Source organism: Gorillibacterium sp. sgz306347 (assembly GCF_059735245.1).
Genome location: NZ_JCAPET010000025.1, coordinates 59,376 through 74,651, shown reverse-complemented (window position 1 = coordinate 74,651; position 15,276 = coordinate 59,376). Strand labels below are relative to the sequence as shown.

Genomic DNA, 15,276 nt, shown 5'->3' with positions numbered 1-15,276 from the left:
TCGGGCCCCCGATTATGGAGCGCTTGACAAAAACGTTCATAGCAACGGTTGCCACAGCGCTTATTTGCCTCAAAAGAGCGGTTACAAATTTGTAACGGTTGCCACAGCGGCTATTCTCGGTTTTTTGGCCTGAATATGCCCACTTTTCTCTAAATAAGCCCTGTGGCAACCGTTAGCGCAGAAAAAGGGGCGATTTCGGGCAAATAGGCTCCGTGGCAACCGTTAGCGTGGACGTTAGCGCGGACCGGGAGGGGGAAGGCTGGGAGTCGCCCGCAAAGCCTTTTTGCCAGACGGCACCGGGAGCCAAAAGCCACCGTCCCGCGCTTCTGCCAGGCCGGGCAGCCGGTTTGAGCCGGACGGAAAGCGAAAACGCTGCATACGCTTTGGATGCGGTTTGTGATAAGAGCAAAAACCGGACCGGGCGAGGATGAGCGGCCCCCGGTTATTGGTTTAGCCAATAATCGGGGGCGTTCACCTCGTGCCCGGTCCGGTTTTCGTTCATTTGTGACGGGGAGCGCCTGATTCCAAGGAACTCGCCTTTGAGGAAATACGCTTGCGTCCGGCTCTAGCGTCCGGCTCTAGCGTCCGGCTCTTACTTTCGGCTCCAGCGCCTGACTCTTGCGCTTGGCCTTTACGTCCGGTTCATTTGCGCCGAAACAACTCGTCCCCGACTGGATAACCGGCCGTCCTTCATTTGCTTGCCCGAAAAACGGCCGGTATCCGAAGCGGAAGGAACGATCAGTTCACTTTCTTGATCCGGCCTTCGATGGCGGCGGTGATGCTGCCGGTGCCGAATTTGGTTTTGATGTAGTCGATCGTCGCGTCCAGATCGACCGGACCGGCTTCGCGGCTGGTGCCTTTCAGCAGCACCGTGTAGCCGTCGCCTCCCGTCGCCATGAAGTCGTTGACCACGATGGTGTAGGTGGCGGTGTCCGCTACCGGCGTTCCGTCGGCCTTTTTGATCTCGACGATCCTCTGGCCAGCCGGCTTGCTGACGTCATAGGTGTACGTGAAGCCCGACACCTGGCCGATCTTCGTGGAGGTTGCGCCCCATTGCTGGTTGAGCAGTTCCTTCAGCTGGCTGCCGGTCAGCGTCATTTTGATCAGCACGTTGCCGAACGGCTGGATGCCGAAGGCGGTGCCGTAGGTTACATTGCCCTGCGGCAGATCGTTGCGGATGCCGCCGGAGTTCATGAACGCGAAGTCGGTGTTCATGGCGGCGCGCATGCCGTCGGCGATCAGGTTGCCGAGCGCGGATTCGCCGTCCGCGTTGGCGGTGCGGGTGATGGCGGCGTCGGTTTTGCCGACGGGCGCGTTCATCACGGGCGCATTTTGGTCAACGTACTGCTTGATCATTTCCGCGATTTCCGGGTCGGGCGTGATGCCTTCGCGTTTAACATCGACAATCGCTCCCGTTTTGCTCACGATGTCGCCCGTGGCGCGGTCGACCACCAGGTCAACGTCCGAGAAGGCGGTGCCGTAGGAGTAAGCTTCTACGACAAGCTTGTTGTCGATGACTTTGTTCAGGCCGCCGTGGTTGTGGCCGGCAAAGATGACGTCCACTTCGTCGTCCACGCTGTTGGCTAGGTCGACCACTTCTCCGGTGGGCGCATCCGCGGAGCCTTCAAACGGGTCGTGCGCCAGGATGACGATAGAGCGGATGCCCTGCTCCTTCAGCTCGTAAACCGCTTCGTTGACGGCGGCGGTTTGATCGGTGAACGTCAGCCCCTTCACGCCTTCGGGCTTGACGATCGTCGGGGTGATGTTGGTGACGACCCCGATAAAGCCGATCTTCGCTCCTCCGACTTCCTGAACCACGTAGGGATCGAGGAAGTGCTCGCCTTTTTCGTTCAGCACGTTGGCGACGACATAGGGGAAGTCCGCTCCCCCGAACGCTTTTCCGCTGACCGGATTTTTGCCGCCGTAAATCAGGCGGAGCGCTTCGGCCGGGCCTTTGTCGAACTCATGGTTGCCGACGGTCCCGACGGCAAAGCCGAGGCGGTTCAGGAAATCAATCGTCGGCTCGTCCTGCAGAAGGGCGGAAACCGGCGCGCTGGCGCCCACCGCGTCTCCGGCATGAACAAGCAGCGTGTTTTCATTTTCCGCTTTGTATTTCTTAAGGTAGGCCGCCAGGTAGTCGGCTCCGCCTACGGAACCGGTGACTTTGCCCGTCGAATCCTTCAAGTCTTTCTTGTAATCCAGCTGGCCGTGGAAATCGTTGATGCCCAGCAGCTGAACGGAGATGTCGGTAATCAGCTTGTCGACGACCACCGCAGCTTCGGCGCGGGTGGAGGTTGCCTTCGGCGCGAACTTGCCGTTGCCGCGCCCTTCGGCACCGAGAATGCCCCGGTCGATCGCAACGTTAATGCTGTCCAAAGCCCACGCGCTGACGGTGCCGCCATCGGTGAAGACGGCTTTCTCGCCGGTGGTCAGGGTTTCTCCGGCTTTTACATCCAGCGCTTTCTTGATCATGACGGCAAGCTGCTCGCGGGTAATCGGCTGGGTCGGCGCAAACCGGTTTTGGCCGACGCCGGCGATCAAGCCGTTCTCGTAAGCGGCAGCGACCGGAGCGGCGTACCAGCTGCCCGCAGGCACGTCCGTGAACGGCGCTTTGCCGCTGGCTTTCAGGTCCAGCGCCTTCACCAGCAAGCTGGCGAATTCGGCGCGCGTGACGCTGGCCGCCGGAGCGTACTTGCCTTGGCCTTTGCCGGAAGCGATGCCCTTGTCCACCAGGTTGCTGATGTAGGGGTAAGCCCAGTGGGAAGCGGGCACGTCCGTAAACGAGCCGGCCGGCTGCTCCGGCTGGCCGCCGGGCTGGCCAGGCTCAGGAGCGGGCGTTTCGCTGCTCGGCTTGAACGAGTAAACGGCAAAGCCTTTCTCGTCCTGCTTATTGAGCGAAGCGATGCTGCCGCCGTCCGTCAAATATTTCCCGGCTTGCGGCGAAGACGTAAAGGTCACCGTTGCGCTGCCCGTCGTCGGAGCGATCGACCAGTTGTTGTCGGCCGTCGGGTTGATCTCCTTGTTGGTCGTGATGTAGTTCATCAGGATTTGACGGTTTTCGTCCGGAGCGTCGATGATGTACCGGCTTCCTTTGACCCCCGGGAAGTTGCCGCCGCCGCTTGCGCGGTAGTTGTTGGTGGCGATAATGAATTCCTGGTTCGGGTCGATCGGCTTGCCGTTAAAGCTCAGGTTGACGATCCGGCTGGAGGAAGCGTCGTTCACGCTGCCGTCCGGCTTGTACTTGGCCGGCTTCGTCACGTCCACCTGGTACGTCACGCCGTCGATCACGTCGAAGTTGTAAACGGCGAAGGACGGATTGAGAAGCGGCTGCTCGCCTGCCTTGGCCGGGTCGATTTGATTGAACATCCCCGCCGACATTTCCAGCCATTCCTTGACAACGGAGCCTTTAACCAGAATGGCCTTCAGCGTATTGTCGTACAGGTACAGGTCGCCGGCGCTCTTGATGGCCAGCGGGCCTTTGGCGATCTCGGTGTATTCCTCGGGGCCGTTGCGTCCCGACTTGAAGGGCGCGCCGACCGACAGAACGGGATAGTCCTTGAACTGCGGCAGGTTTGCGGCGATATACTGCTCGACATAGTCCTTTTGAGCGTTCGTCACAACCTGGATGGAAGGATCGTCCTGCACCAGGGCGAAAAAGCTGTTGATCGGCGCGGTTGTCGTTCCGATCGGGCTGTTGGTGTAGGCGATGGTGCCTTCATGCTCGGCCTTGATCAACTGCTCGATGGCCGCATCCGGCTCAACCAGCGATTTTTTGTCGGCCGTGCTGTAGATGGCGCGGGTCGACGACTGGGAGGAAGCGACCGCCCATTTGCCGTCTTTTTTGGTCAGGGTCAGGTCGATCAGGCCCAGGTTGTTGCCGCCAAAGCCGGCCTGTACGGCGGGAACGCCGTTGATCGTGCCTTTCGCGTTGTCCACGCCGGGCAGCGGATTGCCGGAAGCGTCCTTGAAGAGCGCGTCCAGCGATTTCGCGTCGGCCGCCGGAAACACCTTGTGCGTATGCGAAAAGGTGATGGCGTCGATGCCCGGAACCTTGCTGAGCGGCAAAACAGCGTCTTCGGCAAGGGTATTCGCCGCTGCGCTGCCGTTAAAGCCCGTATGCGAAAGGACGACAACCAGATCGGCGCCTTTGCTGCGGATTTCGGGTACGAATTTTTCCGCCGTGGCGACGATGTCCTTGGCGATGACTTTGCCTTCCAGGTGGGTTTTGTCCCACTGGGTGATTTGCGGAGTGACGAGGCCAAGCACGCCGATTTTTACGGTTTGGGTTTGGCCTGCTTCGTCTTTGAAGCTTTTTTCAAGGATTTGGTAAGGGGTGTACCGGTTGACGTCATTGTCAGGATTGTTGTCCTTGTCGTCGATGTAGACGTTGGCGTTCACGTAAGGGAAATCGGCTTTTTTGATGACTTGATCGAGGTAATCCAGCCCATAGTTGAATTCATGATTGCCGAAGGTGGCGATGTCGTAGCCCATGAGGTTCATGGCTTTGAAGACGGGATGGGTTTCGTCCGGCTGCACCGGATCGACAAGCGCCTTGTATGTACCGAGCGGAGTGCCTTGAATCAAATCTCCGTTGTCCACAAGAAGCGTATTGGGCACTTCCTGGCGGGCCTGTTTGACGAGATTGGCCGTGCGGACGAGACCCACTGTGGGAGCGGCTGCGCTTTTGTAGTAATCATAAGACATGAGGTTGGTGTGGATGTCCGTTGTTTCCAGTATCCTCAGCTTCAGACTGGCGTCTCCGTCGGCCGCCAATGCGGCTGCGCCGCCGAACGGCATGGCGAGCATGCTGACAACCAGTGAAGAAGCTGCAAGCTTGGTGAATCGGTTCTTTAACCCATGCTTCATGAATCCACTTCATCCCTTCCGTTATGTGTCTATATAGTGAATGAAACACTTCTATTATAAACAACTGTAAGAAAGAAAGACAAATGAAGAGAGGAAGATTTACATAAAATTAATAGAGTGGGCGAGCGTGCCGAAAAAATAGCGGAAAAAGGGGACGAAAAAAGCCCCGAAAACCGGCGGGGTTTTCGAGGCGGATGCTCTTCGGGCGATGGCAGGCGTTGCTAATTTCCGCCCGGCTTTATACGAGGCCGCCGCTCCCGCAGCGCAGTTTCCGGGTTGCCCGGGTTGACCCGGTTACCAGTTCGACCCTCCGGACGAGTTCCCGGAGTTTTTGCTTTCGCCGCCGCCCCAGCCGGAGCCGCCGGAGGAGTTTCCCGAGCTTTTACCACTCCAACTGGAGCCGCCGGAGGAGTTTCCCGAGCTTTTGCCGCCCCGACTGGAGCCGCCGGAGGAACCCGTTGAGCTTGATTTGGAGGATTCGGAGGATGAGCCAAAGAAGCTTGAGGAGGAACCGGATGACCGCGAGGAGCCGAAAGAGTCCGAAGGCCCGAAAAGCCCGCCGAACGGGCCATCGTCTTCTTTTTGCCGCCGGACGTAGTCCCGTTCCGCCGCTCTGCGCTCCCGCGCGGCCCGCAGCTGCATTTGCGCGGCGTGTTCCCGGGAAAGGGCCAAGGCTTGCTGCTGCTCAACCAGAATACGCCGGCCGTTTGTCTCCCGCATGGCGGCGATCAATTGATCAATTTTGTCCAGGTACTCCGGAGCCTCCTCATAGGAGCCGCTTTCCATCAATTCTTGGATTTGACTGATCAAGCTTTTGTAAGAGCTTTTAACATTCCTTTTATACCCGAACCCGGTAGAGCGGCTGTACTCCGCTTTAAATGCATACTCCTGTAATTTTATTGCTTCTTCCAATTCTTTTTTTAGTTGGTCCACCTTCCGAATAACGGTCACAAATAACTCCACGCATTTGTGATACATTTCTCCTTTTTCTACAAGCGTCATCAGGTCGCACGGCTTTTTTTCGGATTCCTCTACAAAGTCGCGGTGAAGAATGCCGATGTTCTCATAATGCATCTTCAAATCATGCTGAGGCGTGGGGAGCAGATCTTCCTTTTTGGCAAACGTCCAAATTTGATTGTAGGCTTCCACATCGCTGCGGAATTGCTCAAAAGCCGATGCGAGGGTCCGGTCCCATTCCTCGATGGTATTCATGCTGTCCCGCAGCAGCTGGCTCAGCGCTTCGAACTCCGCCTGAAGCTCCGTAAAAAGCCCGGAGGCGCGTTCGAACTCCTGACGGTCGTCCTCGGTCAAACGGATGGCTTCGTTCAGCCGGGGACGGGCTTTCTCCAATTGCTCGCATAACGCCTGATAGTCGCTTTCAAGGTCCTTCCAAAGGCTTTCCCGGTACTGTTCGGCCAGCACGGGGAAACGCCCGCCCAGCTCGCTGCTCGTCCGGTTCAGCAGCGCAAGGGCCTTTTCCAGCCTTTGGGCTTGCTCCCGGTTTTGCAGGCGCAGGTCGGCCAGATGCTGGATCGCGCCGACCGCGTCGGCGAGCAGCTTTTCGATTTCCTGCCACAACTCGCGCACGGCGGGCAGGTCAGCCAGCTTCAGCCGGGCGAGCAGCGCTTCCGCCTTGCCGTCGCTCTCGCGGATCGGCGCGTACGGGTCGGCGGAAATCGCCTTCAGATTGTTTTCTTCGACAATGCGGCCGACGGTTTCACGGCACGCCTGCGCCCGGCCCGGATAGGCCAGTTGGCGGCTGCGGTAATCCTGCATCTCCTTCAAATCGGCGGCCAGAGACCCGGCCATGCGTTCCGCCCGGCGCGCGTGTTCCATTCCCGCAACCGGATCAAAGCTCTGGGCTTCCCGGGCCGCCGCCAAAGCGCGGCTGCCTTCGGACGCCAGCTGGACAAGCCGGTCGGGCGGGGAGCCGAAAGCCTCCGACAGCTCGCGGATCAGCCGTTCCGATTCCCCGCTTTGCCCGGTCAGCTGTTCGATCAAGGGGCCGATCTCCTTCTCGATTTCCAGCAGCGAATCGGCCGTTTGCACCTGCGTTTCGGCCGCCTGCGCCAACGCTTCGGCCTCTTGGCGGCGCGTTTCGGCCGCGGCTTGAATTTTGCGCGGACGATATAAGGGGAGCTTCTCCGTTTCCATGGCCCGGCCAAGCGCCTCCGCATCCGTCATCAGCCGGGAAAGGCGTTCGTCGCAGGCTTTGGCGAGCGAGCCCGTTTTGCCCTGGCTAAGCGAAAGCAGGGGGGCGAGCGCGGTGACGGCGCGGTTGATACGGACGAGCAGCTCGTTCAGCGATTTCCGGACTTCCCCGTATTTGCGTTTGCCGAGCCAGCCCTTCACCAGCACTACGGCGGCCGTAACCGCTAAAACGGCAAGGGCGGCGATAAGCAGCAAAATTCCCGTGATGCGAAGCGCCCCGGAAAGCCAACCGGAGGAGGCGCGCGCTCCCGGCTGCCCGCCCGCCGGAGCGGACGACTCCGCGCCGGAAGCGGCGTCCGGAGAAGAAGCGGCTCCCGTTTCCGAAGCCGGTTTCGGTTTTGCCGAAGCGGAAACGGCGGGGGCGTGCGCGTCCGGCCTAGCCGCTGCTTTGACGGGCGCGGGCGCCACGGCGTCGGCGGCGCGCATGAGCGCGGCGGACGCTCCGGCGTAGTCGTCCTTTTTGGCAAGGGGGATAAAATGCTTGTCGATCAGCTCGGTGATTTTGGCTTCGCTTGCATTGCCGTCCCCGTCGTAATCGGTGGAAAGCGCATCGAGCTCTTTTTGCAGCCCGGGGTTATTAAAATTCATTTCGACGCGCCGTTCTTTCATGGCGATAACCAGGAGCACGTCGTCTCGTCCGAGCTTCCACTTCTTATAAACGGTTTCCGCATATACGTCCGGCTTTTCGCCGTCCAGCGTCGCGATGGTCAGCAGGTAAAAGTTCAGCTTTTCGCCCCGGGCCTCTTTCTTCAGATCGGTCTTGGCTTCGGGGTCGAAAAGCCCCGCACGGTCCTGGACCGGTCCCAGATTGTCGGGAATATAGGCGGCGGCCGCTTGGCCGGCGAGTAAAAGCGTCAGCAGGAGGGATAGCAGAACCGGGATCGTTTTTTTCACGTGTGGACCTCCTTGGGTCTCCTTTTCATAGGTCGGGGGACCTGTAAAAAGTATAACGGAAAAACGGCATCCCGGCATGCCGGATTTGGAAAAAGTTTCGAGACTTTGGCAAATGCCCTCTTTTTTTGTCGGCTTCAGTCGATTTTTTCGAATTTGGTGTCATAGAGGCGGAACATGGTTTTGTAGCCGGACTCGTCGACCTTCACGCCTACGTCGAGACGCCCGGTAACTTTCAGGGGACCGGACGTGTACCGCAGCTTGGTCCCTTCGGGGACGAAAACGATCATGATTTTATTCCAATACGTTTCGTCGCCGTTGTCGAATGGACATTCCGCGCCGGGCTTCGGAATCAACAGGAACCAATGCTTGTCAAAGGAAAGCACTTCCCCCATAAACCCTTTGATTTCCACCGTTTTTCGGGCCTCGCTGAGATCCCAGAAGGCCTCGGAGGGACGGTCCTGAAGCTCGTTGTCAAAAAAGCCGTCCCAGCCAATTTGCGGGATGCCGGAAGGCTTTTGCGCGGGCGCGGCTTTTTCCGGCTGAGCGGCTGCGGGCGCCGGCTTTTGGGAAGTCGCCGGCTTGGCGGAAGCGGCCGGAGCGGAGGCGGGCGGCGCCGGCTTGGCCGCTGCGCCGGGCTTTGCGGAGGCGGCGGCTTCCGGCGACGGCTGCGGAGCCGCGTCTTTGGCGGGCGCCTCCGCGGGCGCAGCGGAGCCGGGGGCGGCGGACGGCGCGGCGGAGCCTGCCGCCGGCGAGGCGGCTGCCCCGGCAGGTGCGCCGCCCGCCTGCGCCGCGCCTTGCGCCGGGGCGCCCGCTTTCGGCGGCGCATCGCCGGCCGCAGGCGCGGAAGCGGCGGCCTCCGCGCCTGCGGCTTCAGGCGAAGCCGCCGAAGCCGGCGGCCCGCCGCTTCCAGCCGGCGCGGTCCGGCCCTCCGCCGGCGGCGAAGCCTCCGGCGCGGCCGAGGCGCCGGCAGAGGGCGCCGCCGCATCGGCGAAGCTGCCGGCGCTGCCGCCGGTCTCCTTGGCGCCGCAGCCGGCCAGCGCCGCACCAAGCAGCAGGCAGGCGGCTGCGGCTGAAAAAGCTTTCGTAAGGTTCATCTCGGGTCACCTAACCTTTAAAGAGGGATAGCGCGTCGGCGCGGTAAATCCGCAGCGCGGGAAGCAGCGAGGCCGCCGCGCCGAGTGCAAGCGCCGCCAGCGCGAGGTAAGCTTCGCCTGCCGGGAAGCGCAGGCCGTCGACCTGAATGCCGGTGCGGGCGAACAGCGGCCCGCTCAGGCTCCAGGCGGCCAGATGGCCGAAGAGAAGGCCGAGCAGCAGGCCGGTTGCGGTGAGCAGCACGCCTTCGCCTACAAGCGTCAGGATGATGTAGGCCCGGCTTTTGCCGATCAGCCGCAATAGCCCCACATCGCGGTAGCGCTGCTGTACGGCAGCCGTGAGCGAAAGCACCAGCGTCAGGGCGGCGAGCAGCACACAGACAAGCATGACAATCGTCAGAAGCTCTTTGCCGGTGTCGACGGCGTTCAGCACGTCCGCCACCGCTTTGCTGGTATAGACGGCCTGCACCTGGTCCAGGTCGTCGTATTTGACCTTCAGCGCTTGCGCGCCGAACAGGGAAGCCGGCTTGACGATGACGGCGGTCACTTCCCGCGCGCCCTCTGTTTCGCCGTGAACGGCCCAGGCATAGTCCATTGTTGTGAAAATAGCCCGGTCATCGGGCGTGTTCAGCGGAGGAAGAATGCCGGTCACGCGGTACCGGAATGTTTCATGGGCGTCGTGATGCTCCGTCTCGCTTTCATGCTCCGCTTCGCCGGCATGAGCTTGCGTTTCGCCATCCCCGCCGGCATGCCCGCTTTCGCCTTCTCCGAGGTGAGCGTCCTCTTCATGTCCGGCCTCTCCGTCGCGGGCCTCCGCTTCATCCCCGGTCTCTCCGGCGGCATGGGCTTCGTCTTCCCCTGTCCCCTCGTCTTCCTCCGCGTGTATCGTTTCGGTCAGCCCGTGAGAGCCGACAAATTCGTCGCCGACGCGGAGTCCGGCCTCCTTGGCGGCGTAGTAACCAACAGTTACCTCCCCGGTGCTCCGGTACAGAACGCCGTCCTGAAGGCTGCGGTCGTCATACCGGACGGGGAAATACGAAGGGTCGATGCCGACGATGGGAAAGCCCCGGTACTGGTCTCCGGCCGTCAGGCCGAATGCCGCCTCCGCTTCCTTTTCCCCGCGGATGGACTCCAGAACCGAGAGCGGAATATTGCCGGTCGGGGTGCCTACCCGATAAAAGGTATTCATGACGAGCTGCGACTCGCTGCCTTCGGCGCCGATCGCCAGCTCGAAAGGGCCGTAGCCTTTTTCCGCGCCGCGCTCGACCCCTTCCGAGACCAGCAAAAGCAATACGAACAGGAACACCGTAACGCCGACGGCGGCAACGGTTAAGCCGGACAGCGCCTTGCGGTGCCAGAGGTTACGGGTCAACAGCTTCCATCCGCTCATCGGACCGCCTCCCCGCCGGCCGCGGCCCGCACGGCAAAGGAGCCGGGCACCGCGCCCGTTTGCGCTCCGCCGCCGGTAAGCGCGTTGATGTCCCGGATGTCCATCCGTTTCGGGAAAAGCTCTGCCAGCTCCGTGTCATGGGTAACGACGAGCAGGGTCAGCTTTTCCTCGGCGCACAGCTCCTCCAGAAGCCGCATGACCGTGCCGGCCGTTTCGCGGTCAAGGCTGCCGGTCGGCTCGTCCGCCAGCACCAGCCGGGGCCGGGCGATCAGGGCGCGAATAATCGCGACCCGCTGCTGCTGCCCGCGCGACAGCTGCGCCGGCCGGTGGCGCATCCGGTCCTCCAGGCCGACCCGCTCGAACCAGGCGCGCACCAGCTCGGCGGTTTTCCTGCGGCCCGCGCCGCCCGGAAGCACCAGCTCTACGTTTTGCGCGGCCGTCAGCGACGGGATCAGGTGAAAGTCCTGAAACACGTAGCCGACGCAAGCGGCGCGGAACCGGTCCCGCGCCCGCTCTTTCATGGCGCTGATCCGCTGGCCCGCCACCTCGATTTCACCCCGGTCGGCCGGCAGCACGCCGCCGATCAGGTGCAGCAGCGTGCTTTTGCCGCTGCCGCTCGGTCCGAGCAGGGCGGCCCGTTGCCCGCTCTCGACGCGAAAATCCGGAATGCGCAGAATGGGCAGGGTTTGGCCGGCCAGGCGGAACGATTTTTCCGCATCGGTTATCCGAATCATGGGTTGCCTCCTTGTCTTTTGGACGAAAAAGGCCAGGAGGTTTCCCTCCTGACCCCGAAAAGAGCGAATTACTTGACCAGACGCTCGGACAGGGAGTCCCAGGTCATGTTCAGGCCGGCCAGCTGGTTGAAGGCTTCCAGAGGCAGGTACAGCTTGCCGTTGTCGACGTCGGCCTTCAGTCCGCTGTCCGCGCCGTTTTTCAGCACCTTGTCGGAGGAAAGCTGCACGCTGAACGTCGTGCCGTCCTTGGAAAGCGTCGTGGTCTTGCTGGCGGCGTCCCATTTTACGGTAGCGCCAAGCGCTTCGGCCAGCGCCTTGGCGGGATACAGCACATCGCCCGCCCGGTTGATTTTGAATTTCGGGTACAGGTATTTCGCCTGCATGGCCGCCGATGCGCCGTCGAGGTCGACGCCGATGATTTGGGCGGAGGCTTTGGCGACCTGGGTATTGTCGATCTGGCCCTTCACCAGCCCGGCGATCGGTCCGTACGCCCAGACCCCGACGTCTACGCCGGAATGTCCGTGGCCGGACCAGCCGATCAGCAGTCGCTTGGAAACAACGGCGTTGTAGGCGCCTTCGCGGCCGTAGGAGGAGCCGTCGCCTTCCATGATGTAGGCGGCTTCTTCGTCCGTCAGGTCCTTGATCCAGGTGTTGGCGGCGACGATGGCTTTGATGTCCTTGATCGCAGCTGCGTCGTTCAGCTTGGAAGCGGTGACCTCCGAGGAATGCTTTTGTTTGTCCCACAGGTCCATGTTCATTTCATAGATGTTGTCGCGGGCGAGCGACAGGCCGCCCGTTTCGTGGTCGGCGGTAATGACGATGGAGGTGTTGCCGTCCTTCTTCGCAAAATCGAGCGCTACCTTCACGGCGGCGTCGAAGTCCAGCACTTCCTGCACCGTGGTCGGGAAATCATTGGCGTGGGAGGCATGGTCGATGCGGCCGCCTTCGATCATGATCGTAAAGCCGTCCTCATCCGTGGACAGCAGCTCCAGCGCTTTGGACGTCATCGCCGCAAGGCTCGGAACGTCGGCGGTGCGGTCGGGCACGTAGCTCACGTGCGAGCTGCCGAACAGGCCGAGGGCTTTGCCGGTGTTCGCATTCAGCGAAGCGAGGCCTTTGGCGTCGGTTACCAGCGAATACCCCTTGGCTTCAAAATCGCCGAGAATGGATTTGTCGGTGCGTTTGCCTTTTTCTTCTTTGCTCAGGAAAAAGCCTTTGCCGCCGCCGAACAGCACATCCACTCCGCTGTCCAGGTATTGCGAGGCGATGGCGTTCTCGTTGTCCCGGCTGCGGACGTGCGAGGCGAATACGGCCGGGGTCGCATGCGTGATGCGGGCGGTCGTGACGAGGCCGGTCGCTTTGCCGGCGATTTCCGACGCTTCAATAACGGAAGCGAACGGCTTCGAGACATCTTCGTTGGAAACGCTGATGCCGGCGTTGTACGTTTTGTGTCCGGTCGCGAAGGCAGTGCCGGCGGAGGCGGAGTCCGTCACGACGCCGGAGACGATGGTGCCGCCGTCTTCGCCGCGGTCCGCGTATGTAGTGGCTTGCCCGACATAGAGGCTGTCCAGGGTGAGGTGATCGATGCCTTTTTGATACATCAGATAGTTGCGTGCGGCGGATACCTGCGCGGGGCCCATGCCGTCGCCGATCAGGACGATCAGGTTTTTCGACGGGGCCGATGCGGCCGGGGTTTCGGCGGCCGATGCGCCGACCGGAACAAGAGAGGCGGCCAGAACAGCGGAAAGCGAAAGCTTCGCAAAGTGGGATTTCAAGATTCGTTCCCTCCTGAGATAGATTGAAATGAAGTTCCACTGCCCACTATAAGAACATTTTGTAAACCCGTCTCCTTGATTTTGTTAATTTCAGGTTTATTCTGTATAAAGATTTTGTTAACACATGAACATGTATGCATGAAATAAGTCTTAATTGTCATCAGATATCCAATTTTTGTAATAGGAAAAGTCGCTATAATAGTACCCAGAAGGGAGGCTTGGACATGGCGGGACCAAGCGACAGGGAATTGAAAAGAAACGGTTTTTTGCCCCAGGCGGACAAAGACCGGTATTCGCTGCGGATTCGCGTGGCGGGCGGAAGATTGACGGCTGACGCGCTGCGGGCGGTATATGCCATTGCGGAAAAGTACGGAGAAGGCTACGTTCATCTGACGGCCCGGCAAAGCGTGGAAATTCCGTTCATCCAGCGCAAGGACATCGAGGCGGTGAAGCGCGAGCTTACCGATGCGGGACTGGAGCCGGGAGCGGGTGGAGCCCGGGTGCGCACCATTACGGCATGTCAAGGCAGCGCTGTTTGCAAAAGCGGATTGATTGACACGGCTGCGCTTGCGATGGAGCTGGACAGGCGGTATTACGGGCGGGAGCTTCCGCACAAGTTCAAGCTCGGCGTAACCGGCTGCCGGAACAACTGCCTGAAGGCGGAGGAGAACGATCTGGGCATCAAGGGGGCCATGACGCCTTCGTGGAGCGCGGACAATTGCAGCTTCTGCGGCGTTTGCCAGACGGTATGCCCGGCGGGAACAATCCAGGTGGACCGGGCGGACAAGAGCCTGGCTTACGGGAAGAACGATTGCGTTTTGTGCGGCAAATGCGTGAAAGCGTGCCCCCGAGGGTCTTGGACGGGGCGAAGCGGTTATCTGGTTTCGTTCGGCGGGTTGTTTGGCAACCGGATTCAGACCGGCCGCCGGCTGCTTCCGGTGGTGGAAAGCGAAGAGGAGCTGTACCGGACGATCGAAACGGCCATGCAGTATTATGCGGACAAAGGAAAACCCGGGGAGCGGTTTGGAGCAATGCTGGAGCGAACAGGCTGGGACAGCTTCCGGAACCGCTTGGAGGAAGAAACCAAAGCGGGCGTTTATTAAGCAAGGGGAGGATGGCGGGGGAGAAGTCGGCAGGGCGGCGCTGTGTATATGGCCGGCGGAAGGCTACCCGGCTGTAGGCATTTGCTGCTCCGGCTCGGCCGGGGCGGCTTCTTTTTTCTTGCGGAAGGCCATGACGGAGGGACCGCCGAGCAAAATCAGGTATTTGATGCCCTGAAACGCGGTTCCGGTTCCCGTTGCGTCATCGCCGGTCTGCGTTCCCCGCCGGGTGCGGTACTCCCCGTGGGTGAGGCTGATGGCGTAGCCGGACAAGCCCGTGCGGCCGGTTTCGTCCAGCAAGTACAGGTTGATCAGCTCGTCAACCGCCTTATCGACATCCTGGCCGCTTTCGACAAGCGAAGAATCCTGCATCAGGTACTCCTTTGTATCGGCGCGGAAGAACTGATAGCCGGCGTAAAACTCGCCGAAGGCGAGCAGGCAGCCGAGCGCCAGCGCAAGCGGCACGGCGATTTGCTTCTTTTCCGACACCAGCCGGACCAGCAAATAAACCAGTGCCGCGGCGATCAGCGGAAAAACGGGAACAAAATCCCGCCAGTTGTAAGAAATCCAGCCGTAGGCGGCAGCGATCAGCAATGTTGCCGCCAGGGCGATAACACCTTTTGCAATTTTCAACAGCATACCCTCTTTTCCCTATGTATAGATGTCCGGCCCTGCCAAAGGTCATATCTATTACATCGTTCGGGGAGGGTTTTGTTTGTTTAGGGCGTTTCTCCTATTTTTTGTAGATCATACGTCCTTTACCAGTGTGAAATCGTCGTAATGAAACGCGGGGGCGACGATGCAGGTGCAGAGAGTCGGCTCTTCGCTAAGCGGCCGCGCGGTCTGCCAGACGGAAGCAGGCACGAGCACCTGCGGGAGCTGGCCGGCGGCGACGTCGGACCCGAGAATGATTTCCTTGCCGTCCGCCGGCGCATCACCCGAGCCGCCAAGCGTCAGCGCAACCGGGCCGCCGCCGTGATAGAGCCACAGCTCGTCCGACAGCACGCGGTGCCAGGCGGAAACCTCGCCGGCGTGAAGCAGGAAATAAACCGCAGACGCGGCAGCCCGGGCGCCGGAGTAGCGTTCGCCGAGCGTCTCTTGGGAAATGAGGAAATCGGCCTTCCAGGTTTCGCGGAACCAGCCGCCTTCCACGTGCGGCGTCAACTTCAACAGGTCAACATAGGGGGATAACGGCTTGCTCATGGGGTTCTCTCC

At 60.8% G+C, this 15,276-nt stretch carries 9 protein-coding genes; 1 reads left to right on the top strand and 8 read right to left on the bottom strand.

What is annotated here, in order from left to right:
- Positions 1–738 precede the first annotated feature (738 nt).
- The 6 genes from AC6I6H_RS14440 to AC6I6H_RS14415 all read right to left on the bottom strand — a co-directional run bounded on the left by AC6I6H_RS14440 (position 739) and on the right by AC6I6H_RS14415 (position 12,964).
- Entirely contained in the window at positions 739–4,866 is a 4,128-nt protein-coding gene (locus tag AC6I6H_RS14440; RefSeq protein WP_497954588.1) for a bifunctional 2',3'-cyclic-nucleotide 2'-phosphodiesterase/3'-nucleotidase, read from the bottom strand.
- Between the two features lie 294 nt (positions 4,867–5,160).
- Entirely contained in the window at positions 5,161–7,971 is a 2,811-nt protein-coding gene (locus AC6I6H_RS14435) for a TPM domain-containing protein (RefSeq protein WP_497954587.1), read from the bottom strand.
- Between the two features lie 134 nt (positions 7,972–8,105).
- On the bottom strand, positions 8,106–9,065 hold the full coding sequence (locus AC6I6H_RS14430) for a hypothetical protein (protein WP_497954586.1): 960 nt from the start codon (positions 9,063–9,065) through the stop codon (positions 8,106–8,108).
- Between the two features lie 10 nt (positions 9,066–9,075).
- Positions 9,076–10,452, bottom strand: coding sequence for an FtsX-like permease family protein (locus AC6I6H_RS14425; protein ID WP_497954585.1), 1,377 nt, complete (start codon positions 10,450–10,452; stop codon positions 9,076–9,078).
- Complete coding sequence (locus AC6I6H_RS14420; RefSeq protein WP_497954584.1) at positions 10,449–11,186, bottom strand: ABC transporter ATP-binding protein; 738 nt, start codon at positions 11,184–11,186, stop codon at positions 10,449–10,451. The genes AC6I6H_RS14425 and AC6I6H_RS14420 overlap by 4 nt, the downstream gene beginning before the upstream one ends.
- Before the next feature lie 68 nt (positions 11,187–11,254).
- Positions 11,255–12,964, bottom strand: coding sequence for an alkaline phosphatase (locus tag AC6I6H_RS14415; protein ID WP_497954593.1), 1,710 nt, complete (start codon positions 12,962–12,964; stop codon positions 11,255–11,257).
- Between the two features lie 221 nt (positions 12,965–13,185).
- Between AC6I6H_RS14415 and AC6I6H_RS14410 the strand changes: the two genes are divergently transcribed.
- Complete coding sequence (locus tag AC6I6H_RS14410) at positions 13,186–14,064, top strand: ferredoxin-like domain-containing protein (RefSeq protein ID WP_497954583.1); 879 nt, start codon at positions 13,186–13,188, stop codon at positions 14,062–14,064.
- 63 nt (positions 14,065–14,127) lie between these two features.
- Here the strand turns inward: AC6I6H_RS14410 and AC6I6H_RS14405 are convergent, their stop codons facing one another.
- Both AC6I6H_RS14405 and AC6I6H_RS14400 read right to left on the bottom strand, forming a co-directional pair.
- Entirely contained in the window at positions 14,128–14,694 is a 567-nt protein-coding gene (locus AC6I6H_RS14405) for a hypothetical protein (RefSeq protein WP_497954582.1), read from the bottom strand.
- A 114-nt stretch (positions 14,695–14,808) separates the two neighbouring features.
- Positions 14,809–15,264: a cupin domain-containing protein gene (locus AC6I6H_RS14400; protein ID WP_497954581.1), complete on the bottom strand. Its 456-nt coding sequence runs from the start codon at positions 15,262–15,264 to the stop codon at positions 14,809–14,811.
- Between the last annotated feature and the right edge of the window lie 12 nt (positions 15,265–15,276).

Excerpts from the sequence above, each read along its gene's own strand:
- AC6I6H_RS14430 (WP_497954586.1), bottom strand. The coding sequence starts at position 9,065 with ATGAACCTTACGAAAGCTTTTTCAGCCGCAGCCGCCTGCCTGCTGCTT.
- AC6I6H_RS14440 (WP_497954588.1), bottom strand. The coding sequence starts at position 4,866 with ATGAAGCATGGGTTAAAGAACCGATTCACCAAGCTTGCAGCTTCTTCA.
- AC6I6H_RS14420 (WP_497954584.1), bottom strand. The coding sequence starts at position 11,186 with ATGATTCGGATAACCGATGCGGAAAAATCGTTCCGCCTGGCCGGCCAA.
- AC6I6H_RS14410 (WP_497954583.1), top strand. The coding sequence starts at position 13,186 with ATGGCGGGACCAAGCGACAGGGAATTGAAAAGAAACGGTTTTTTGCCC.
- AC6I6H_RS14400 (WP_497954581.1), bottom strand. The coding sequence starts at position 15,264 with ATGAGCAAGCCGTTATCCCCCTATGTTGACCTGTTGAAGTTGACGCCG.
- AC6I6H_RS14425 (WP_497954585.1), bottom strand. The coding sequence starts at position 10,452 with ATGAGCGGATGGAAGCTGTTGACCCGTAACCTCTGGCACCGCAAGGCG.